A 21,790-nucleotide genomic window follows, 5' to 3' on the forward strand; every position below is an offset into this window, starting at 1 on the left:
CCTCGCAGATGATATTTGATTATGTAGATTTATTTTGGTGGGCATCCTGACTCAAAGACTTGATATGTCTTATTTACAGTTGCGGGACAGTGCTGGATTTTCACCAATCTTTCCCCGTTACCTCTAATGGCTGACCCCCATTAGAACCAAAAGTTTATGTGATAGCCTACTAATGTATCGCACCAGGTGGCTTTTGTCAAACTGAGCTCCATCAATTTTATTGCTAAAGATTATACATAACTTTACTATTTTGTTATATTATATTTTTGAGTTTAATTAATAACTATTTGCAATTAGTGTGGTGATTAAATGTTTTTTGATGATTTGTTGAGTATGGGAGGGGTGGTCGCCATTCCCTTATTGATTTTTTCTTTGATTACGGTGGCTTTGATGGTGGAGCGGTTCTGGTTTTGGACTAGAATTAAGTCAAGAGAGAAGCCTTTGATTCGAGAGGTTTTGAAAATTTATCGTTCTGATTGTGTAACGGCGATCGCCCGTTTGCGCAAAAATATAGATCTACCTATGGCGAGAATCTTTCTGGAGGCTTTAGAATTAGAAGGGGCCGATTCCACAGAGTTTCGCCTTGCCCTAGAAACCGCAACCCAAGCGGAATTACCTTTATTAAAAAGATTTAATACTTTCTTTCAAACCGTTATCACCGTTGCCCCCTTATTAGGATTATTAGGTACTATCTTGGGTTTAATCGAATCCTTTGCATCCCTTGATTTGGGTAATGCAGGAGGGACAAATACCGCAGGGGTGACAGGGGGGATTAGTGAAGCGCTTGTGTCCACCGTAATGGGGTTGGTAGTGGCGATCGCAACTTTGATATTTGCCAATGTTTTTCGTTCTTTTTATCTACGCCAAATTGCTTTGATACAGGAATATGGTGGACAGTTAGAGCTTTTGTATCGTCGTTTATATGAAAAAGGAAATAAGTCTTATGCGAATACCTGAAGAAAATGATGTGCAGGGAGAAATTAATATTGTGCCGATGATTGACGCTATTTTCTCTATTTTGGCGTTTTTCATCATCTCCAGTTTATCCCTGATTCGCTCCCAAGGATTACCAGTAAATCTGCCTTCTGCCCAAACTTCTCAACCAAATCAGCAGGAGGAAATCAATATCACCATCCAAGAAGACGGTAGCACTTTCCTTGATGGACAACCTATTTTAGTGGATGATGTGCGATCGCAAGTTAGTAATTTAATGGGAGAAAATCAACAAGCCATGGTAATTATCAATGCTGATGAAAAAGTATCCCACGGGGTTGTGGTATCAGTAATGGATCAACTTAGACAGGTACAAGGAGCTACCTTGGCGATCGCCACTAAAGATTAATAATACTTATTAGGCTTTTTCTTGCTAACTCAAATTCCCCGTAAATGTTGAAAGTAAAAGGTATTTAGTTTATTTAAAAAACTTATTCAATTTTAGGGTGGCTTTATTCTAAACTTAAAAAAATGTTCCCTTTAAAGCCTATCAGCCTATGTCTCGCATTCTCATTAACCAATACCGCAAAGAATTGGAAAATAGAAAACGTTATGGAGGCAGTACCAATGAAGGCTCCATTCGTTATGCTTTCGCCACTTTATTAAATGGTTATTGTCGTCCGAGGGATTTTATTCTGGTAGAAGAATTAACCATTGCATCTCGTCTGCAAACAAAAATTCGCCTAGATGGCATCGTCAAAGACGCACTCAGACTTGATTGGGGATACTGGGAAGCCAAGGACGAAAAAGATAGCCTTGATGCAGAAATTGAAGCGAAATTCAAAAAAGGTTATCCCACGGACAATATTTTGTTTGAGGATACCAAAAACGCCATCCTAATCCAAAACGATAACGAATCCATGCGGATTCCTATGGATGATGACGATGCTTTGGATGAGTTAATTAATAAATTTTTAGACTATGAAAGGGCAGAAGTAAAAGATTTTCGCAGTGCGATCGCCACTTTTAGCCAAGATTTACCCACCATAATCGATACTCTTAGGAATTTGATCGATGCTCAAGATCCCCCTATCATATCCCCCTCTCCTACGGGAGAAGGTTTAGATGTGAGGGCAAAAAATCAAAAATTCATAGAAGCGAGAAATAAATTTCTCAAAGTCTGTCAAGAGTCCATCAACCCTGACATCTCCATTGATGACATTCGAGAGATGATTATTCAACACATTTTGACAGAAGATATATTCACCAATATTTTTAGTGATGCTCAATTTCACCAAGAAAATAACATCGCTAAACAACTGAATGAAGTTATCAAAACTTTCTTTACAGGCAGTGTTAAAAGAAATACATTTAAAACGATTCAAAGTTATTATAACGCCATTATTCGCACCGCCTCAAGCATCGTTAATCACCAAGAAAAACAAAAGTTTTTAAAAGTAGTTTATGAGAATTTTTATAAAGCCTATAATCCTAAAGAAGCTGATAGATTAGGAATTGTTTATACCCCCAATGAAATCGTTAAATTCATGGTACAAAGTACCGATTATTTATTAGAAAAACACTTTAACAAAACCCTAGGGGATAAAGGAGTAGAAATATTAGATCCCTGTACTGGTACGGGTACATTTATCACAGAAATATTAGATTATTTATTAACTAGAGATGTTGAACATAAATATCAGCATGAGATTCATTGTAATGAGATGTCAATTTTGCCCTATTACATTGCGAATCTGAATATTGAATATACCCATCAGCAAAAAATGGGGGAATATTTAGAGTTTCAGAATATCTGTTTAATGGATACTTTGGATAATAGTAATTTTGCAGGGAAACAATTTGATTTGTTTGCCATGAATCAAGAAAATACGGGCAGAATTAAGCGACAAAATGAAACGGATATTTCAGTAATTATTGGCAATCCTCCTTATAATGCCAAACAGGAAAATTTTAATGATAATAATGCGAATCGTAAGTATGAAACTATCGATAAAAGAATTAAAAATACTTACATAAAGGAAGGTACAGCCCAAAATCAAATCGTTGTTTATGATATGTACACTCGTTTTATTCGCTGGGCTACGGATAGATTAGCGGATGAGGGGATTGTTGCTTTTATCTCTAATTCTTCTTTTATTGATGCTAGGGCATTCGATGGTTTAAGAAAGTGTTTGGAGGATGAATTTGATTATATTTATATCATTGATTTAGGAGGAAATGTTAGAGCAATTTCTGGTAAAGATGGCATTTTTATTTCTGAGAAACATACCATTTTCGGTACTGCTGCTATGACTGGTATTGCAATTTATTTTTTAATTAAAGATACAAGTGCGGTTAGTAAAAGATTATATTATAGTCATCCTTTTCACATTCATGAATTGAGAGAGAATAAGTTAAATTATCTTAATACAAATCCTTTTAAGGATATTCCTTTTGAAAGTATAAAACCTGATAAAAAACATAATTGGATAAATCAAACGGATAATGATTTTGATGATTTAATTGCTTTAATTGATAAGGATGTGAAGGCAGGTAAAATTAAAACGGTTAGAAATGAAACAACAGGAAAGTTAGAAAATCAAGTTTGTGATGAGGCAATTTTTCAACTGTTTTCTAGGGGTGTTGCAACCCAAAGAGATGAATGGGTTTATGATATTAATAAAAATAATTTAGAAGCAAAAGTTAAATTTTTAATTAAGACTTATCAGGCAACTTTAAAAGATAGTAATTATCAAGATAAAAATAAAATAAAATGGGATGCTGACTTAACTAGCTATTTAAAAAGAGGAATAAAAAAAGACTTTAATAGTAAACAAATTATTAAAAGTAATTATCGTCCTTTTTATACTCAATATTTTTATTTTGATAAGCATTTTAACGGTAGGACTTATCAATGGTTTAATATTTATAATACAGACAATTTAGATAACAAATATATTTCTATACTCACATTAGGGGCTACAAAATCTTTTCATTGCTTAGTAAGTAATAAATTAATTGATTTACATTTAACGGGTGATAGTCAATGTTTATCATTATATAGATACGAAGAAGGAGAGAGGATAGAAAATATAACCGATTGGGCTTTGGATTTGTTCAGGGAATATTATCAACCCTCACCCCCCCAGCCCCCCTCTCCCAAAGGCGAGGGGGGAGAAACTTCCCCATCTTCATCTTCATTCCCCTCTCCTGCGGGGGAAAGTTTAGAGGTGAGGGCAGATTCTCCTGCGGGAGAAAGTTTAGATGTGAAGGCAAATTCTCTTACGAAAGAAGATTTATCGGAAATAGTTGGTGCAAAGCGTGAAATTCCACGAGAGTTATTAGAAAAAGCAAGGCAGTTACGGGCTAAACAAACCCCAACGGAAGTTATTTTGTGGGAATGTTTGCGGGGAAATCGGTTATTTAATTTCAAATTTCGCCGTCAGCATAATATAGGTTCATTTATTGTGGACTTTTATTGTCATTCAGCAAAATTAGTAATAGAAGTTGATGGTAAAATTCATGAAAAGTCAGAACAAAAAGACAAGGATAAAAATAGAGATGAATGGTTAAAAAGTCAAGGCTTAAAAGTATTAAGAATTACTAACGAAATGGTAATCAATAACTTAGAAGAAACTCTAAATATAATCACTCAAAACTTATTCCCCTCTCCTGCGGGAGAGGGGTTAGGGGTGAGGGTAAATTCTCCTGTGGGAGAAAGTTTAGACGTGAGGGAAGATTCTCCTGTGGGAGAGGAGTTAGGGGTGAGGGCAGATTCCCCTACGGGAGAAGGCTTAGACGTGAGGGCAAATTCTCCTGTGGGAGAAAGGGCGCTGGATAGGCAACAACGAATTATTAATAAAGAAGACATTTTTAATTATGTTTATGGAGTTTTACATAACCCCGAATATCGTCAAAAATATGAACTAAATTTAAAGAGAGAATTTCCAAGAATTCCATTATATGAAGACTTTTGGCAGTGGGCGATTTGGGGTAAGAAACTGATGGATTTACACTTAAACTATGAAACAATCAAACCCTATGAATTAAGAAGGATTGATTTACCCTCACCCCCCCAACCCCCCTCTCCCAAAGGCGAAGGGGGAGTAAAAGTAAAATTGAAAGCGGATAAAGTCAAACATAAAATTACTCTTGATGAGATTACCACTTTAGAAAATATTCCTCCTGTGGCATGGGAATATAAATTGGGCAATCGTAGCGCCTTGGAGTGGATTTTAGATCAATACAAGGAGAAAAAACCGAGGGATAAAACCGTCGCTGAAAAGTTTAACAATTATCGTTTTGCTGACTACAAGGAGGAGGTAGTTGATTTGTTGATGAGGGTAACTACGGTAAGTATAGAAACGATGAAAATCATTGATGAAATGAATCTGTAAATTTTAACAAGGGGCTTATACCAAATCCGATTTGTAAAATTTACTATCATCCACCTTGCCACAGTTGACAATAAACAATTATTATCTTTTTTCTGTTGCCTGTTCCCCGTTCCCTGTTCCCCACCCTAATTAGTATATTATTGGAACAGGATTTAGTATTAAACCCCTTGCCTGAAACTAGAAAACCCTCCAAAAAGGAGGGCTTAACACTGAGTTTATGAACTATAAACCTAGAAACGAGTGGTGTTAGGTTTGTGAACGATGAAACTCATGGTTTGACACTGTTTGAGGTTGTCGAAACCGATAACTCTGATGTAGGAGTCAGAATACTGACCTTTACATTCACGAACTTCGTTTAATACTTCTTGGGGAGAAACAGCATTGAATAAAGGTAGTTTCCAAAGAGTCCAGTGGTGGTCGTTGGGTAAAGGATCTTTTTCAAATTCGATGGCGGGAATAAATCCTTGATCGAGTAAGTATTGAACTTGTTTAACGATTTGTTGATCGGTTAGGGGGGGTAAGTAAGAGAGAGTTTCGTAACGACGCTCTTTTGGTAAAGTTTGCATTTTTATTGTTCCTTGTTTTCTGATTGATTTGATTCGGTATCTATTTGTGTTTCATCCAACGATGAAGACTGAGTTTGAGTCAAACGTTCTAAGAGATAGCGACGATGTTCTATGTTAGATTGCTCTATGTTTGTCTTGACCATTTCTGGTAAAAACTCCACCGTTTGTTCCGCAATTTCTTTTCTTACTGTCAAGATTCGTAAAACTAATTCTTTATTTTCTTTCACCAAAGCCCTAAGGTAATTTTCACTATCCTGAATGGGGTGATGATGGGAAAATTCCCTTAACCAAATTGCCAAAGCTGGATTTGTTTCGGTCAGTTGTTCAATGATTAGCTTTACGGCTTGATAGGTAAGATAGCCTTGCAAAACTTTTGCTGTCTCTTTTACCGCTTGTTTGTAACACATAAATTTTAGTGGGCGATCGCCCCTTGGGTGAATCAGAAGATCGGTAATAAATTTCGTTTGTTATATCAATTACTTAATTATTCCTATTATGCTCAGAATTATTGTTCATTGATTACTGTTTCCATTTATTTTCCGTAAATCCTGAATCCCCAGCAACTAAAATTTAGAGGGTGTCAACGGTGTCAAACTCGAACTTGATCTCTTTCCAAAGTTCACAAGCCGCAGCAAGTTCAGGACTCCAACGACAAGCTTCACGGATTACGTCATTACCTTCACGGGCAAGAGAACGACCCTCGTTACGAGCTTGTACACAGGCTTCTAAAGCTACACGGTTAGCGGTTGCACCAGGTGCGTTACCCCAAGGGTGTCCTAGAGTACCACCACCGAACTGTAAACAAGAGTCGTCACCGAAGATTTCTACAAGTGCGGGCATATGCCATACGTGGATACCACCAGAAGCCACAGGCATTACACCAGGTAAGGAAGCGTAGTCTTGGGTAAAGAATACACCACGAGAACGATCTTCTTCTACGTAGTCTTCACGCATTAAGTCAACGAAACCTAGGGTTACAGCGCGATCGCCCTCTAGTTTACCTACAACAGTACCAGAGTGTAAGTGGTCACCACCAGATAGACGGAGACACTTAGCTAAAACACGGAAGTGAATACCATGGTTTTTCTGACGGTCAACTACTGCGTGCATAGCGCGGTGAATGTGTAGTAAGATTCCGTTATCACGACACCATTTAGCAAGGGTGGTGTTAGCAGTGAAACCACCAGTGAAGAAATCGTGCATGATGATAGGAGTACCGATTTCTTTAGCGAATTCAGCACGTTTCATCATTTCCTCGCAAGTACCAGCGGTAACGTTGAGGTAGTGACCTTTCATTTCATTGGTTTCAGCTTGAGCTTTTACGATCGCCTCTTGAACGAATAAGAAACGATCTCTCCAACGCATGAAGGGCTGAGAGTTGATGTTTTCGTCATCTTTGGTGAAGTCTAAACCACCACGGAGACATTCATAAACTGCACGACCATAGTTTTTAGCAGATAAACCTAATTTAGGCTTAATGGTACAACCCAATAAAGGACGACCATATTTATTTAACAAGTCACGCTCTACGGTGATACCGTGGGGAGGTCCTTGGTAAGTTTTGATTAAAGCAACGGGGAAACGGATGTCTTCTAAACGTAAAGCACGAAGAGCTTTGAATCCGAATACGTTACCGACTAAGGAGGTTAATACGTTAGTGATAGAACCTTCTTCAAATAGATCTAAAGGATAAGCAACAAATACGAAATATTGGTTATCTTCACCAGGTACAGGCTCAACGTTGTAACAACGACCTTTATAACGATCCAAGTCGGTTAGACCATCAGTCCATACGGTGGTCCAAGTACCAGTAGAAGATTCAGCCGCTACCGCCGCCGCACATTCTTCGGGGGGAACTCCTGGTTGGGGAGTCATTCTAAAACAGGCTAATAAATCGGTATCTTTAGGGGTGTAATCAGGGGTGTAGTAGGTTAAACGATAATCCTGAACACCAGCTTTAAATCCAGCTTGTGCCATTAGTGGCATCCTCCAAATATATAAATTTTCTTTATAGCTTTATTGTTAACAACCTCTATAAATAGAAGTCAGTTGTTAGGCTTTTGCTTTTCGAGTTTCAATCTTATCATGAAGGGGGATCATCTTCTTTCAGAAAACATTTTTTTTTCCATTAATATTTATTCTGATTTTTATTAATTTAACTAATCTTATTTTTTCCCTTGATCACTGTTTCATAGGCATTAATACTCTTTTTCCTACAATTCCTTGATTCTAAAACATTATTTTCTACATATTTCTTTACACTTTTTCCTAAATTCATTTACCTGTTATTGTAATGATTAGATTTACTTATAGTAGGTGAAGCTCAAAATTACATTTTCTGGTCAAGACAGGGAATGGGGAACAGGGAACGGGCAATGGTTAGACTATTTTTCATAATTTATTATGCCAGAGGGGATTTGCCCATGAATATGACACCGAATTTGGGTGAGTTAAACTGGAATAGTAGCACTCAAGGCTAAAATTATGGCATCTTTAACAGAAAAACGAGAGGAAAATATTTCGGGTAATTTTTATGTAGATAGCAGTTGCATTGATTGTGATACTTGTCGTTGGATGGCGCAATCAACTTTTTCGAGGGTGGGAAAACAGTCGGCCGTATCCCATCAACCTTCTAATTTGGAGGAAGAAATAAAAGCCCTACAAGCGTTGTTGTCTTGCCCTACAAATTCCATTGGTACGATACAACCTCCTGAAAACATTAATCAGGTACAGAATACCTTTCCTATTTTGGTAGATGAAAATGTCTATCATTGTGGTTATCATTCCCCCAAATCTTTTGCCGCAGCTTCCTATTTTATCCAACGGGAGGAGGGTAATATTTTGGTTGATTCCCCTCGCTTTAATGCTCCTTTGGTGAAAACACTAGAGGAGATGGGGGGAGTAAGATATATGTATCTTACTCATAAAGATGATATTGCTGATCATCAGAAGTTTCATGAACATTTTAAGTGCGATCGCATCTTACACCGTGACGAAATCAGCGATAAAACCAAGAATATTGAAATTCCCCTTGACATAAACGAACCACTACAGTTTGCGGAGGATATTATCATTATTCCTGTACCCGGGCATACCAAAGGACATACCGTCATGTTATACAAAAACAAATTTTTCTTTACAGGGGATCATCTAGCGTGGTCAGATAAACTAAATACACTGATAGCCTTTAAAAATCATTGCTGGTATTCTTGGGAAAAATTGGTAAAATCCACCGAAAAACTAACTGAATATTCCTTTTCTTGGGTATTACCCGGCCATGGTAGAAGACACTATGGCTCACCTGCCGATATGAAAAACGAATTAAGAAGTTGTATCCGTTGGATGCAAACCACCTTGTAACAAAGAAGGGTTATCCAAAGTAATGACATAACTATTGGTGGGAGTTTTAATATTTTCTTTTTCCAAGACTTCCTTAATGCCCTGACATACATCCGAGGTTACTTTTAAAAAAGATTGACGACGGGAATTAACCCAAAACAAAACTTCAATATTAACGGTACTAGGAATCAATTCTGTTACTAAAATCATTATTTCGCGCTCTGACTCTACCCCCTCGGTGTTAACCACTGTTGCCCGAATGATTTGTTTTACAAAACTTAAGTCTGAATCGTACTCAATGCCTAACATGAGACTACTACGGCGAAAAGGAGAAGCGGTAATATTGACAATGCTACTTTGAAACACTTGTTGATTAGGAATATAAACTAACCGTCCATCATAGGTTTGTAGTGTGATAGCCCTTAACTGAATTTGAATGATAGTTCCTTCATAATCGGTGATGATTACTTGATCATTTATCCGAAAAGGACGGGCCGCCAGTAATATAACCCCAGAAATGTAGTTACCCAAAACATCCTTGAGACTAAAACCAATGGCGACACTGGTTAAGCCCAAAGTGCCGAGTAACAATCCAAAATCTAGACCTAAAATTCCTAAACTGATTACACTGCCGACTATCCAAACTCCTCCATAACACAAGCGACTTATTAATATGTCTGTACTGCGATCGCCCTCAGTCTTTTCAGCCCATAAATAAGCAAGATTTTTAACTGCGATCGCCACCAACCAAGTAAAAACAACTACGATAAAAGCTCCCATAAAAGAAGGCAAATTATCAATAGTATCCTGAAGCAAATTTTGAATAGTAACATCCAATCTTTGAGCCACATCCACCATAAAACTAGGCTGACTCAAACTATCATCTAAATCCTGCGCCCATAACTGAGCCAACTCCTTCACCGAAACATTAAAATCAAGGGCATCCTGACTTGTCACAGTCATCAAAACTCGATTATTAACCTGCAATAGAGCACTACTACCCCCATCAATTAAAGCAATTTGCACAGAATTAAATGAATCCGACTGACTCACCAAACTAGCAATACGACGATTTATAGTTCTCGCCCTTTCCTTTGCAGTTATATCAACCAAACCCCCCACCTGAAATATCGGCTTTCCACGCACCATCACATCGGCAAAAAAAACATTTTCCTCCAAACTCTCCACTGACGAATCCTGCGCCTTTAGTTGCCCAGATACGTCAGACCATTGAGGGTAAAAAAATGTACTAAAATAAGTGAAACAAAAAAGCGTCAATACATAATATTTTTTCATCATCAAAACCCCATTGAAAGCAGATATAAAATGTCAAAAAAAATTCATATCGCCATTTCCACAGACAACCTCACAGAAAGCATCAAAGACTATAATAAACGTTTATCCGCTTCACCCATCATAATTGTGGAGAATCAATATGCCCTCTGGGAAACAGAAACTGTAAACTTTTCTGTCAGAGTGGATAAAAATGTTCCTTCTGGTAGCCTAAGACATCTGGGGTGGCAAGATTCCACCGCCGAAAAATTCAGTGAAGAAAAAGATGTTAATGGAATTACTTGGGAGAGATTTAATCGACAAAACCAATTAGACGAAATAAATCAACTAATTAATTAGGAATGGGGTAATTAGGGCAGGGAACAGGGAATAGTTTTTTTGACTTTAATTAGTTAGTGTAGTATCTAGGGTTTAAATACATATTTCATCAAAAATGTCGGCTATTTATCCTAACCCCACTACAAAGTCAAGATAAATGCCGACAAGTACATTAATTTCCTATCAAACGGTTACTTTTTCAACGCCGAGCATAGATATATTTAACTAAACTCACCCCAAGCCAACCTAAAAGAGCATAAACGACAATGGCCATTAATACATTGAGATCAAAAATGTTTCCTTCACCGATAGGATTTGTGCTATCCTCAGCGGCAAGGCTCGTAAATAACGTAGAAAAGGGTGCAACAAAAACATCAGAAATACCGTAAATAAATTGAGTAAACTGATTTTCAGTATTCGCACCCATCAAACGAAGAAAGAATCGTAAACTCAGTAATATTTGCAAAAATCCAATTAGGATATAAATACTCCTGAGAATCCAAGCATAAGAAGAATCCCGTTGTCTTGTTCTTAATGTTCTTTCCTCTTTTCGCAATAAAAAGGCTTCTTCCTCGTGTCGAAGTTCTTGTTGTCGATCAAGATTACTTTCTGATGGATCTTTATTCATTGTTTTCTATCACTCATTTAATGTTTTTGGAATTAAACTCTGCGACCGACCATTAAATTGTAAACAATACCAATAAGAGCTAAAACGAGAAGGATATGAATTAAACCTCCCCCAATGTTAATAGAGAATCCTAACAACCATAAAATTATTAAAACCCCTACTCCTGTCCATACTATATTCGGCATTTTTTTCCTCTCAAAAATTTTATAGTGATTTTTTCATAAAACGAAAAACAGACTTGACTAAATTGTTTAAATTGTCATTGCCCATTTCTCTAAAAAGGTTTAGTTACCTTTTATATCTTCGATCGCATTGCGAACTTGACTTTCTACTTGCTTGACATTGCCCATTAACTTATCTTTTGGGTCTCTTGTGGTATTACCCACAGCTTCTTGAGCCTTACCTTCGAGATTTTTAGTTACAGCTTTTGAGCGACCTTTTAACTTCATACTGTCTTTCATGTCTTCTTTTTTGTTCATCGCTCGACTTTCTACCTGCTTGGCATTACCCATTAATTGATCTTTGGGATCACCTGTTATGTTACCGAGTGCCTCTTGGGCTTTACCCTCGATGTCCTTGGCGAGAGCTTCTGAACGTTTACCCCAACCCCATGCAATTTGATTTGTGGGGGGATTTATGGATGAATTTCCTAGTTGCGCAGCGTAGCTATCATCCATAGCACCAAAAGCGGTGACTGTTGAAATAACGAAAAACAAAGTAATTGTTATTAACAATAACTTACGAATTTGTTGAAATAAAATCATATTATTCTCCAAAAAAATTGAATTGTTATTGATTAAATTATTTTTATTAAAAATCTAGTTAAGCCAAAATTCATATAAGTTTACAGATGTTGAAATTGCTTGGTGTCTAGCAATGACAAAATATCGTTATCATTACGTGAATCCTATTAACTATCAAAAATTCAGAGTAAATCTGTGTGAGTTTGGTTGAAAATGCTTTAAATAATGATCCATTAGAAATTATCAATCAATTTACACTTAAAGACTATTTATCAACTTCACTAAAAGGGATTAAAGTGCGATCGCACTTACTTGTGGCAAAAGTTTAATTAGAAAGCATCGCATCACGAGCTTCAGCTTTTATATCTTTTGTTGATTGACGCTCTTCTTTTTGAATCTGTCCTTTATTGGGTTTGTAGCTAGGATTTTGAATAGCATTACTGATACTGTCTTGAGTTTCGCTGTCTAGCTTCTGAGACTCTTCCATCTGAATCTCCGTTTTTCCCTCAAGATTTTTATCACCAGTTTCTATATCTTCATCTCCCCACGCTATCTGATTACTTAAAGGACTTATAGAGGACATTGGCTTTGTTGACGCAAAACTATTTCCACCCATAAAACCAAAAGCTGTAACCATGGAAATAAGTAACACTAAACTAATAGTGATAAAAGATTTATAAATTGGTCTTAATAAAATCATATACCCTCCGCAAAAATGAATATGTTTCGTACTTAATACCTAGGTTAATTTTTTATAAACTATTAACTAAAATGAGGGACTTTTAAACAAGTGATCAATAAATAATACTAACTATTTATCTTGATACCATCCCCCATAAAACTACCCTAAAAAACTATGATGTTATGACAATTAATCCATCGCTTTTTTTGTCTCATCCTTAACATCTTCAGTGGTATGTTTAATCTTTGCTTCCACTTGCTTGGCTTTTCCCTCAGCTTCATTTTTAGCTGAACCTGTAGCATTACCGTAGGTTTCTTGGATTTTACCTTCGATATTTTTAGCTGTTGCTTTGATTTTATTTTTCGAACCCATAATTTTATGCTCTTATTTTTGAAACAACATTAGGTAAACAATTTTTACTTTTGATTTTAAAATTAAGGTACTACATTTTTATTTTCGCCAGAAGTCATACTTGACTTTTAGCCAAATTATTAAAAGCAATTAAAATTAAAATTTATCAAGAATCAAATCATTCAAACCTAAGCCGAGAATAACATTATTTTTTCAAAACTAATGTACGATTTTGTACTTAGCAAAAAAGTATAAAGATTAATAGTCATTCTCTATGTACCTTGTAGAGATTGTTAAGAAAATAAGTAGTTGAAAAAATCAATCTTTGAACATTTGAACCTAATCTTTTGTCAAAGCAGATAATTTATTAACGGTTTCCTCCACCTTGCCAGTATTGCCAGGATTCACCAACCCATAGTAATCAAAAACATGAACATTATCCTCCTTCACTGCCCGTAAATTGCCCCAGAAAGACTCTGTCTTCATTTGTTCTTCTATACCCTGTTGCCCAGGATCTACTAAAATGATAATCTCTGGATCAGTTTCCAAAATTTTCTCAGGAGATAAAGTTACATAACCTCCAAATTGTGAGCTACCTTGTAAATCTGCCACCACATTATTAAATTGAAACTGATTTAATAAATCTCCAGCCCAACTATTTTTATTGGGGGCGAGAATGGGTTGACGACTTACCAAAACCACCACGGAAGTATCAGAGTTTACCTGTGCAGGTATCCAGTTTTGGTAACTATCCACAAGAGATTGAGCATCTTCCCCTATGATAGAGGCTATATTTTGGGTTAGTGTTGTCAAAGATTCTAAATTATCCACGTTGGTAGAAATGGTTTTGATGCCTACTTCTTCGAGTTTTGCTAAGGTTTGATCACTAAAACCCTCTGCACCAATCACCAAATCTGGCTCAAGGGCGACAATTTTTTCTAAATCTGGGGGTGTATTTCCTTCACTGACGGTGGGATAATCAGCAAATCTGGGGTCATTTCTGGTTAGGCTACTACCTGGAATTCCTACTAATTTTTCGGGGTTTAGTTGATAAATAATATCTGCACTCAAGGAGGTTAATGCAATAATTCTCTGGGGTTGATTAACTGTTTCTAATTCGGTATTGATACTTTCTTGTTGATTCTCTTGTAAGGCAATATTATCGGAATTATTACAGGCGGTAATGGTTATTAAGAAAAAAGATAACAATATTGAATTAATAGATTTAATATTCATATTTTTAAAGTGTTTGAATAGATGGATTTGAGCACAAATTATTAACAAGGGGCTTAAGCCCCTTGCCTCACAAAGCCTTTTTGTTAGAATAAAAGCCGATTAAGATGCAAGATAACACTCCATTAAAAACGTAGTCTAAAGTTAATTCCGGCATTAAATCCTGGAGGGGCAAACCTTTCTAAATTCGCATTATCAACGGTAGTGCCACGCACATCTGACCAGACAAAATATTTTTGGTCAAATAAGTTAAATAAACCAATATTTAAAGAGGCATTTTTGGAAAAATTATAGTAGCCAATTAAGTCTAGTAAAAAGTAACCATCGGGAAGGAATAAATTATCTCCATCAGCGTTTGTTTTTGCCCCTACAAATGTTCCGACTAATTCTGAACCCCATCTATCTTCGGGGGCTCGATACCGTACACCTACTACGGCTTGAAAGGGATCAATGGAGTTGAGTGGTATAGAGTTACCATCGCTGTTATTATTACCTTCAGTCCATGCTAGGCTACCCACTAAGCTAAAACCGTCTTGTCTGGTGGGATTAAAGAAATATTCTGCCCTTGCTTCTACACCGTAAATTTCTGCACTATCAATGTTTTGAGCTTGAAATTGTCTAAATCCGTCACTGGGGCGATCGCCCAGAGCCACATTATCGATAAAATTATTGTAGTTGTTATAAAATCCTGCCAAACTAAAATCCACTTGAGGATATGAACCACGCACCCCAATTTCAAAACTATCACTGGTTTCAGGGCTTAAATTAGCATTGGGTAACACCGCATATTGAAATGCAAAATTAGTAAAACCAATATTAGCATCATCATAGGGAGGACTGCGAAAACCTCTGGCATATTGCCCATATAAAGATAACTCTGGGGTAGCCTTGTAAACTACGCCAATTTTGGGAGAAAAAGCCGAGTCATTACGATTTTCCACCTCGAAATTATCCACATTAATACGGCGAAAATCATCATCCTCATTGGCATTGAGACTAAAATAATCCCACCGTAAACCAGGTATTATTGACCATTTACCGATTTCAATTTCATCCTGAATATACGCCCCGATGCGAAGGGTATCAGTATCAGGGAAAGTCTTGTTAGGAAATTCCTCCCCAATGACAAATTTACTGGTAGTGCCATCACCGAAAATTAAGGTATTATCCCTTGGGCGAGAAGTGCTGGTGTTAAATAACTCTAAGCCATAAACTAAACGATGGGATGCTCTGGAGGTTTGAAAGTCACTTTGTAACTGAATTTCACCACCAAATACTTCTTGGGAAAACTCGTTAATTTCGTCTCTGGTGACAGAGGCAAATCTCGGTGGCCCCATGCCAAAGGATTGTTGGATACCGCTAGATATTTTTTGTTCTCGAATGAAGGCATCTTGATAATATATCTTGGCGTTAATGGCATCTAACCATGAAGGGCTAGGGTTGGTGCTGTTGTAGTCGAGGCTGAAACGGTTTCTTTTACGGGTGTCTGTGGCTTCGGATAATTGGCGATCGAAAAATACAAGATTAGGGGGGCGAAGGTTAAAAGGTGTTCTACCCACTTCATCAAGAAGGTTGGTTTCTACTTCCTCATCCAAAAATTCCCCTGTAAATTTAAGGCTACTATGGTCATTAAAGTTATAGACTAATTTGGCAGTAAGGCTTAAATCTCTAGTGTCTTGAGGATTGGCGATCGCATCTCCCCTCGTTTTAAATTCTGAACCACTACCAAAACCAAACACCGTGGAAAATTGTAGTTTTCCGTCTTCATCTTCCCCTGCTAATACCCCTGTGAGGGAAATGCTTTCATCTCGGCTATCGTAACTTATCTGCCCACTAGTATAAAAGGAGTTTCCAAAAACATCCAGATAGTCTTGAGGGTCTTTGGTAATAAAAGAAACTACACCGCCGATCGCATCGCTACCGTATAATGCAGAGGCTGGCCCTTTAATAATTTCTACCCTTTTGGTGGTTTCCATATTAAAGTAATCTCTACCCCTACCCACATAATTATCAGGTACTCTGATACCATCAACTTGTAATAATACTCGGTTGCCGTCAATGCCTCGAATATTAAAATCTTGATTACCAAAACGATTTGATGCTCTGCCGACGGATACCCCAGGCTCATATCTAACCAAGTCTTGGATATTTTGAATTAGTTGTCTTTCTATTTGTTGGGAGTCGATAATGGTAATGGAGTTGGCAGAATCAAGAAGTCTTCGGGCGGTTCGTGTGCCTGTTATGGTGATGGTAATGTCATCTTGGTTAAAAATGTTTTGTGCGGTGTTTATTTGTCCTGTGGTTAGGCTCAAAACTAGGTTGTCGGGGGAGGGTACTATTTCACCGAACGGGGTTTGTTGAGTGCCTGTAACTACCATTCTAACGGTGTTATCATCAAGGGTGGTCAGGGTAATATTACCAATGTCTGAGCTAACGTCATTTACCTGAAATTGGTTGTCACCGTTAATGTTGAGGGTGGTATCAACAAAGTCAATGATTACTTGCTCTGATTCGTTCATAATTAGGGGAACGGGGCGGGTGCCGTCTTCGGTTTCGATGGTGATTTCGATTCCTGATGGTTGGGGGTTGATTTGGATACCTGTAATGATGGTTTTGTTATCATTTTGGGCAACAATCAAGGGTTGCTGTTGATTTTTTATGGTTGTTTCTTGGGCTTCTACGGGATTGCCTATGGTAAGAATTGTTAATGATAATAGGGTTGATTTTTTTATTATTTGTCGTCGGGTTTTGTTCATTTTTTTGATGAGTTTTTATAAAGTTTTCAAGTTTTATCGTTCTATTTTTTTTTAATAGATCCCCCCTAACCCCCCTTAATAAGGGGAGAATGAGTGTTAGGTTTTTTAAATTTCTCAACTATGAAAGATTTTGACTCTCATGGTTTTGGTACTTACTAGGAGGCAAGGGGATTAAGCCCCTTGTTAAAAGGGTTAGCGGCAACAGAGGTACTAAGGGGACAAATTTGTTTGCCGATGGGGGTATCAATAATGATGGTTTCTACGTCAAAAACGGCGGATATATTTTCGGGGGTTAAGACGGTGTCTATGTCGCCGATTTGATAGATTTGTCCTTGTTTGAGGAGGCCAAGGCGATCGCTATAGCGCACCGCAAGGTTAATCTCGTGTAATACTGTTATGATGGTCAAACCTTGTCGATTTAACTGTTTCAATAGTTCTAATAGTTGCAGTTGATAATGAATATCAAGGTAGGTGGTAGGTTCATCGAGTAATAACACTTGGGGATTTTGGGCAAGGGCAAGGGCTAAAAAGGCTCTCTGTCTTTCCCCCCCTGATAATTGGCTGACGGGGCGATCGCCATAAGCCATTAATTCGGTTTCTTCGAGGGCTTGATATACCGCCTGTTGGTCTTCCCCTGTCAAATCCCACTGATACCATGATTGGTGAGGAGTACGCCCCAAACTGACCAATTGACGAACGGTTAAACCTTGGGGAATGGTTTGCTGTTGGGGTAAGATAGCGATTTTTTTGGCGACGGTTTGGGGAGGGAGGTTATGAATGTCTTTACTATCGAGTAAGATTTTTCCCTGACTAGGTTTGAGGATACGACAGATGAGCTTGAGGAGGGTTGACTTTCCTGAGCCGTTAGCACCCACTAAACTAAGCCATTCTCCCCTTTCTAAATCGAGGTCAACGGATTTAATAATCGCACTTTTACCGTAACCCCCATATAGGTTATAAGTATTTAAAGGCATGATTGATGATGATGTTAAAAAGAGCGTTTATACAGTAGCCAAACAAAAAGGGGCGAACCGATGAGGGCAGTAACAGCGCCCACGGGCAACTCCACCGCACCGATGCGAGAGAGTAAATCGGCCCAAGACAATACCATCGCCCCCCCTAATGCAGACATGGGTATCAAAAGGCGATAATCATTACTTTTGAACAAAAAGCGCATGGTATGGGGTACGAGTAAGCCCACAAAACCGATTAGTCCAGCGATGCTTACAGCCCCCGCCGCCAAGAGAGTTGCAGTGCCACCGATGAGTAAGCGCGATCGCCCCAAGGGAATCCCCAAACCCACCGCCAAATCATCACCGAGGTTAAGGACATTGACAAAACGGGCTAATAAACAAGCAAAGGCGATCGCCACTATAATGTAAGGACTAGCAAGGCGTAACTCCGCCCAACCACGCCCATTAAGGCTACCCACAATCCAATTAAGAGCCCTTTGAATCCTGCCATCATCCGAGAGTAACAGTAATGTAGTTTGTATCGCCCCAAACAGAGACGAAACCGCCACTCCTCCCAAAATTAAACGCTCTACGCCGATACCATTTCCCGTCCTTGCCAAGGAATAAACCAAAGCAGTGGTCAACACCGCCCCTAACCAAGAAGCAAGGGGAATCATGTACAGAAAAACATTGAAGGTGATTAACACCACCACCACCAACCCCGCCCCAGCGGAAATTCCCAGTAAAAAAGGAGTTGCCAAAGCATTACGTAACATCCCCTGTAACAACGCCCCAGAAGTACCTAAAGCCGCCCCCACCACAAAAGCAGCCAATATACGAGGTAATCTTAAATCCCAAATGATTACTTGATTAATTTCTTCCCCTTGATGTCTGAGGGCTTGATAGATTTCTGTAAACGTAAGAGAAACTGAACCAGATGATAAAGAAATAAAAAAAGTTAACAGTAGAGCCACACAAATAAATATAATTATCAATTGTGTTTTTTTACTATTGTTCTGATTTTTTAAATTTTTTAATGAACGGCTAGTTTCAACAGGTCTCATTTCTGTATCAACAGTCATGGCAAATTACTGCACTTACTATTATTAAAGGATTATGTAAAAACATAGCATAGGTTTATTGTCACAAACGCTATTAATTTCTTTTCTCATTTATAACCAATCCTGAAAATTATTGCAAATAATAATCAATTGATATAATAGTCAAATGAGAATAATATATAACAGTTTCATGATGCAGTGAGTCCATCACCCCATATTTAGTCAATAGTTGATTAATCGATCGCCCTTAGCAGATAATGAATTATTGATCAGTAAAAGAGAAATTATATGTTAAGAGCAGGAATCGTCGGACTTCCCAACGTAGGAAAATCAACCTTATTTAATGCCGTAGTAGCCAATGCCAAAGCCGATGCGGCGAACTTCCCCTTTTGTACCATCGAGCCTAATGTGGGAGTTGTAGCTGTACCTGATGGGCGTTTAGATGTACTCGCAAAAATATCTAACTCCGCCAAAGTAGTACCTACCCGTATGGAATTTGTGGACATCGCTGGGTTAGTAAAAGGTGCTAGTAAAGGGGAAGGGTTAGGTAATCAATTCCTTGCTAATATCAGAGAAGTAGATGCCATTATCCATGTGGTCAGATGTTTTGATAGTGATGATATTATCCATGTTTCTGGGTCAGTAGATCCAGTGCGTGACATGGAAGTTATCAATTTAGAGTTATCCCTCGCTGATTTAACTCAAGTTGAGCGCCGAGTAGAAAGACTCAAAAAACAAGCCAAAAGCAACAATAAAGAAGCAGTGGCAGAAATGGAAATATTAGAAAAAATCTTACCCATTCTCAACGAAGGTAAGGCCGTTAGGGAATTAGAATTTACCCCCGAAGAGGAAGAAATTATCAAGCCCCTTGGTTTGTTAACCTCAAAACCCGTTATCTATGCAGCTAATGTCAGTGATGAAGATTTAGCCACAGGTAATCAATGGGTAGAAGGAGTGAAAGCAGAGGCTACCAAACAAAATGCCATGGTTGTCATCGTTTCTGCGCAAGTAGAATCGGAGTTGGTGGAATTAGGGCCAGAGGAAAAGGCGGAATTTTTGGAATCTTTGGGGGTTGAAGAAGGGGGTTTACAGTCTTTGATTAGGGCTACTTATGAATTACTCGGATTACGCACCTATCTCACCACTGGGGAAACGGAAACTAGGGCATGGACTATTATTGCGGGAATGAAAGCCCCCCAAGCGGCGGGGGTAATCCATTCTGATTTTGAAAGGGGTTTTATCCGTGCTGAAACCGTTGCCTATAATGATTTGGTTAGTTGTGGCAGTATGGGGGCAGCCAAGGAAAAGGGTTTGGTTAGGGCTGAAGGTAAGGAATATGTAGTGCAAGAAGGAGATGTATTATTATTCCGTTTTAATGTTTAATTTTCTCTCAAACTATTACTTTTTAACATTTTTAAAATAGTTATATTTTTATTTTATGGGTAGGGGCGATCGCCCTTACTTTTTTATTATCAATAACAATAGCAACATAATTTTTAATTATTTTTATCTATTTACTATTATCCTATACTTAGTCTAGTTGAGTATAAATAATACATAAATGACTAAAAAATATGAAATTGCTTTAACAGGACTTTTAAATAATATTTTTTGTTATTTCTTTTATTTTATCTTTAAAAAACTTAAATATTGTGATGATAAACAAATACTATTTATCACCGATGACTATAAAAAATAAGAGAAAATCAATATTGTGATTACATTTATTAACTAATATAAAAATAACTTATTTAAAAGGTAAAGACAAAACAAAGTTGAGGTAGGGTAAAACGTACAAAAATTAGTAGTAAACATATTGATAATTAAAAATATATAAGTCATAATATCTTTTACAACATTAAGAACAAGTTAAGACAAATGAAAAACAACCGTATTTGGACATTACTAATGATTTTGTTATTGGGTGGTGCTTCTGTATCCCTCGCCGCCTGTGGAGATAACACCGAAGTAACTCCTCCTCCTTTAGGGGAAACCGAAGAAACTGAGGAAACTGAAACTGACGGAATGGAAACCGAAGAAACTGAGGAAACTGAAACTGACGGAATGGAAACCGAAGAAACTGAGGAAACTGAAACCGACGGAATGGAAACCGAAGAAACTGAGGAAACTGAAACCGAAGAAGGTGGACAACAGTGATTATGGTTAGTCAAGGATTTACAAACTGGTGATTTAATGTGTTATGCCACCTTACAAAACCCTGAAGGTAATGAAATTTATAAAGGAGCGAGTTTTGAAATTTGTGCAGATTCGCAAATCTATATAAATCAAACCGTTAGGCTAAGTTATGAAGTGGTAAATATCAACGATTGTGAATCTATTGAACCCTGCGGGAAAACTCGTCAAGAGGAAATTATCACAGGGATGGAAATTATTCCATAATGGTTACTAATTAACCATTTCACTCATTTTGAATTTTTGGTGTCAGGAGTTGGGGGAGAAGGAAAAAGTTTATTTTCATCAAGATAAATTTGATTACTTTTACCCGAACTTTTTTTGTGGAAATTAATAATAGATAA

The 21,790-nt window shown here is 37.6% G+C and carries 21 protein-coding genes and 1 riboswitch; of the genes, 8 read left to right on the forward strand and 13 right to left on the reverse strand.

All coding sequences use genetic code 11. The features are described from left to right. Window positions 1-19: 19 nt before the first annotated feature. Window positions 20-166, reverse strand: a riboswitch (cobalamin riboswitch). Window positions 167-309: 143 nt separating this feature from the next. The 3 genes from AA637_RS07600 (at window position 310) to AA637_RS07610 (ending at window position 5,330) form a co-directional block, all read left to right on the forward strand. Beyond that, entirely contained in the window at window positions 310-957 is a 648-nt protein-coding gene (locus AA637_RS07600; RefSeq protein ID WP_446682242.1) for a MotA/TolQ/ExbB proton channel family protein, read from the forward strand. Then, entirely contained in the window at window positions 944-1,342 is a 399-nt protein-coding gene (locus AA637_RS07605) for an ExbD/TolR family protein (protein WP_446682243.1), read from the forward strand. Before AA637_RS07600 ends, AA637_RS07605 begins: the two co-directional genes overlap by 14 nt. Window positions 1,343-1,490: 148 nt before the next feature. Then, window positions 1,491-5,330, forward strand: a complete 3,840-nt coding sequence (locus AA637_RS07610; protein WP_446682244.1) for a type ISP restriction/modification enzyme — start codon at window positions 1,491-1,493, stop codon at window positions 5,328-5,330. A 230-nt stretch (window positions 5,331-5,560) separates the two neighbouring features. Here AA637_RS07610 and AA637_RS07615 read toward each other — a convergent pair whose 3' ends face one another. The 3 genes from AA637_RS07615 to AA637_RS07625 all read right to left on the reverse strand — a co-directional run bounded on the left by AA637_RS07615 (window position 5,561) and on the right by AA637_RS07625 (window position 7,873). Next, complete coding sequence (locus AA637_RS07615; protein ID WP_446682245.1) at window positions 5,561-5,896, reverse strand: ribulose bisphosphate carboxylase small subunit; 336 nt, start codon at window positions 5,894-5,896, stop codon at window positions 5,561-5,563. A gap of 2 nt (window positions 5,897-5,898) precedes the next feature. Beyond that, window positions 5,899-6,303, reverse strand: coding sequence for a chaperonin family protein RbcX (locus AA637_RS07620; protein ID WP_446682246.1), 405 nt, complete (start codon window positions 6,301-6,303; stop codon window positions 5,899-5,901). A gap of 163 nt (window positions 6,304-6,466) precedes the next feature. Beyond that, a complete protein-coding gene (locus AA637_RS07625; protein ID WP_446682247.1) occupies window positions 6,467-7,873 on the reverse strand; it encodes a form I ribulose bisphosphate carboxylase large subunit in 1,407 nt (468 codons plus the stop codon). Window positions 7,874-8,380: 507 nt separating this feature from the next. On the opposite strand from AA637_RS07625, the gene AA637_RS07630 reads away from it, so the two are divergent. Further along, a complete protein-coding gene (locus AA637_RS07630) occupies window positions 8,381-9,256 on the forward strand; it encodes an MBL fold metallo-hydrolase (RefSeq protein ID WP_446682248.1) in 876 nt (291 codons plus the stop codon). On the opposite strand, the gene AA637_RS07635 is transcribed toward AA637_RS07630, so the two are convergent. Further along, entirely contained in the window at window positions 9,218-10,534 is a 1,317-nt protein-coding gene (locus AA637_RS07635; protein WP_446682249.1) for a mechanosensitive ion channel family protein, read from the reverse strand. The genes AA637_RS07630 and AA637_RS07635 overlap by 39 nt on opposite strands. A 27-nt stretch (window positions 10,535-10,561) precedes the next feature. Here AA637_RS07635 and AA637_RS07640 point away from each other — a divergent pair, with 27 nt between their 5' ends. Beyond that, a complete protein-coding gene (locus AA637_RS07640; protein ID WP_446682250.1) occupies window positions 10,562-10,867 on the forward strand; it encodes a hypothetical protein in 306 nt (101 codons plus the stop codon). 178 nt (window positions 10,868-11,045) lie between these two features. On the opposite strand, the gene AA637_RS07645 is transcribed toward AA637_RS07640, so the two are convergent. The 9 genes from AA637_RS07645 to AA637_RS07685 form a co-directional block, all read right to left on the reverse strand. Next, entirely contained in the window at window positions 11,046-11,474 is a 429-nt protein-coding gene (locus AA637_RS07645; protein ID WP_446682251.1) for a YggT family protein, read from the reverse strand. Window positions 11,475-11,506: 32 nt separating this feature from the next. Next, window positions 11,507-11,659, reverse strand: a complete 153-nt coding sequence (locus AA637_RS07650) for a lmo0937 family membrane protein (RefSeq protein ID WP_141712655.1) — start codon at window positions 11,657-11,659, stop codon at window positions 11,507-11,509. A gap of 99 nt (window positions 11,660-11,758) precedes the next feature. After that, on the reverse strand, window positions 11,759-12,238 hold the full coding sequence (locus AA637_RS07655) for a CsbD family protein (protein ID WP_446682252.1): 480 nt from the start codon (window positions 12,236-12,238) through the stop codon (window positions 11,759-11,761). Between the two features lie 304 nt (window positions 12,239-12,542). Beyond that, complete coding sequence (locus AA637_RS07660) at window positions 12,543-12,917, reverse strand: hypothetical protein (RefSeq protein ID WP_446682253.1); 375 nt, start codon at window positions 12,915-12,917, stop codon at window positions 12,543-12,545. Between the two features lie 171 nt (window positions 12,918-13,088). Beyond that, window positions 13,089-13,271 carry a CsbD family protein gene (locus AA637_RS07665; RefSeq protein WP_446682254.1) on the reverse strand — a complete coding sequence of 61 codons (183 nt, stop codon included), beginning with the start codon at window positions 13,269-13,271 and terminating at the stop codon, window positions 13,089-13,091. Between the two features lie 318 nt (window positions 13,272-13,589). Further along, on the reverse strand, window positions 13,590-14,486 hold the full coding sequence (locus AA637_RS07670) for an ABC transporter substrate-binding protein (RefSeq protein ID WP_446682255.1): 897 nt from the start codon (window positions 14,484-14,486) through the stop codon (window positions 13,590-13,592). Window positions 14,487-14,608: 122 nt separating this feature from the next. Continuing rightward, window positions 14,609-17,239 (reverse strand): TonB-dependent hemoglobin/transferrin/lactoferrin family receptor, encoded by a 2,631-nt coding sequence (locus AA637_RS07675; protein ID WP_446682256.1) that lies wholly within the window; start codon window positions 17,237-17,239, stop codon window positions 14,609-14,611. A gap of 155 nt (window positions 17,240-17,394) precedes the next feature. Next, complete coding sequence (locus tag AA637_RS07680; RefSeq protein WP_446682257.1) at window positions 17,395-18,213, reverse strand: ABC transporter ATP-binding protein; 819 nt, start codon at window positions 18,211-18,213, stop codon at window positions 17,395-17,397. A gap of 14 nt (window positions 18,214-18,227) precedes the next feature. Continuing rightward, window positions 18,228-19,166 (reverse strand): FecCD family ABC transporter permease, encoded by a 939-nt coding sequence (locus tag AA637_RS07685; RefSeq protein WP_446682258.1) that lies wholly within the window; start codon window positions 19,164-19,166, stop codon window positions 18,228-18,230. Between the two features lie 375 nt (window positions 19,167-19,541). Here AA637_RS07685 and ychF point away from each other — a divergent pair, with 375 nt between their 5' ends. From ychF to AA637_RS07700, 3 genes are all read left to right on the forward strand, one after another. Continuing rightward, window positions 19,542-20,636, forward strand: coding sequence for a redox-regulated ATPase YchF (gene ychF, locus AA637_RS07690; RefSeq protein WP_446682259.1), 1,095 nt, complete (start codon window positions 19,542-19,544; stop codon window positions 20,634-20,636). A 495-nt stretch (window positions 20,637-21,131) separates the two neighbouring features. Next, the gene (locus AA637_RS07695; protein WP_446682260.1) at window positions 21,132-21,410 is read left to right on the forward strand and encodes a hypothetical protein; all 279 of its coding nucleotides are present in this window, start codon (window positions 21,132-21,134) and stop codon (window positions 21,408-21,410) included. A gap of 36 nt (window positions 21,411-21,446) precedes the next feature. Further along, window positions 21,447-21,653, forward strand: a complete 207-nt coding sequence (locus AA637_RS07700) for a hypothetical protein (RefSeq protein WP_446682261.1) — start codon at window positions 21,447-21,449, stop codon at window positions 21,651-21,653. Window positions 21,654-21,790: the final 137 nt, after the last annotated feature.

The sequence above is a fragment of the Cyanobacterium sp. HL-69 genome, from assembly GCA_002813895.1.
Classification (GTDB): Bacteria; Cyanobacteriota; Cyanobacteriia; order Cyanobacteriales; family Cyanobacteriaceae; genus Cyanobacterium.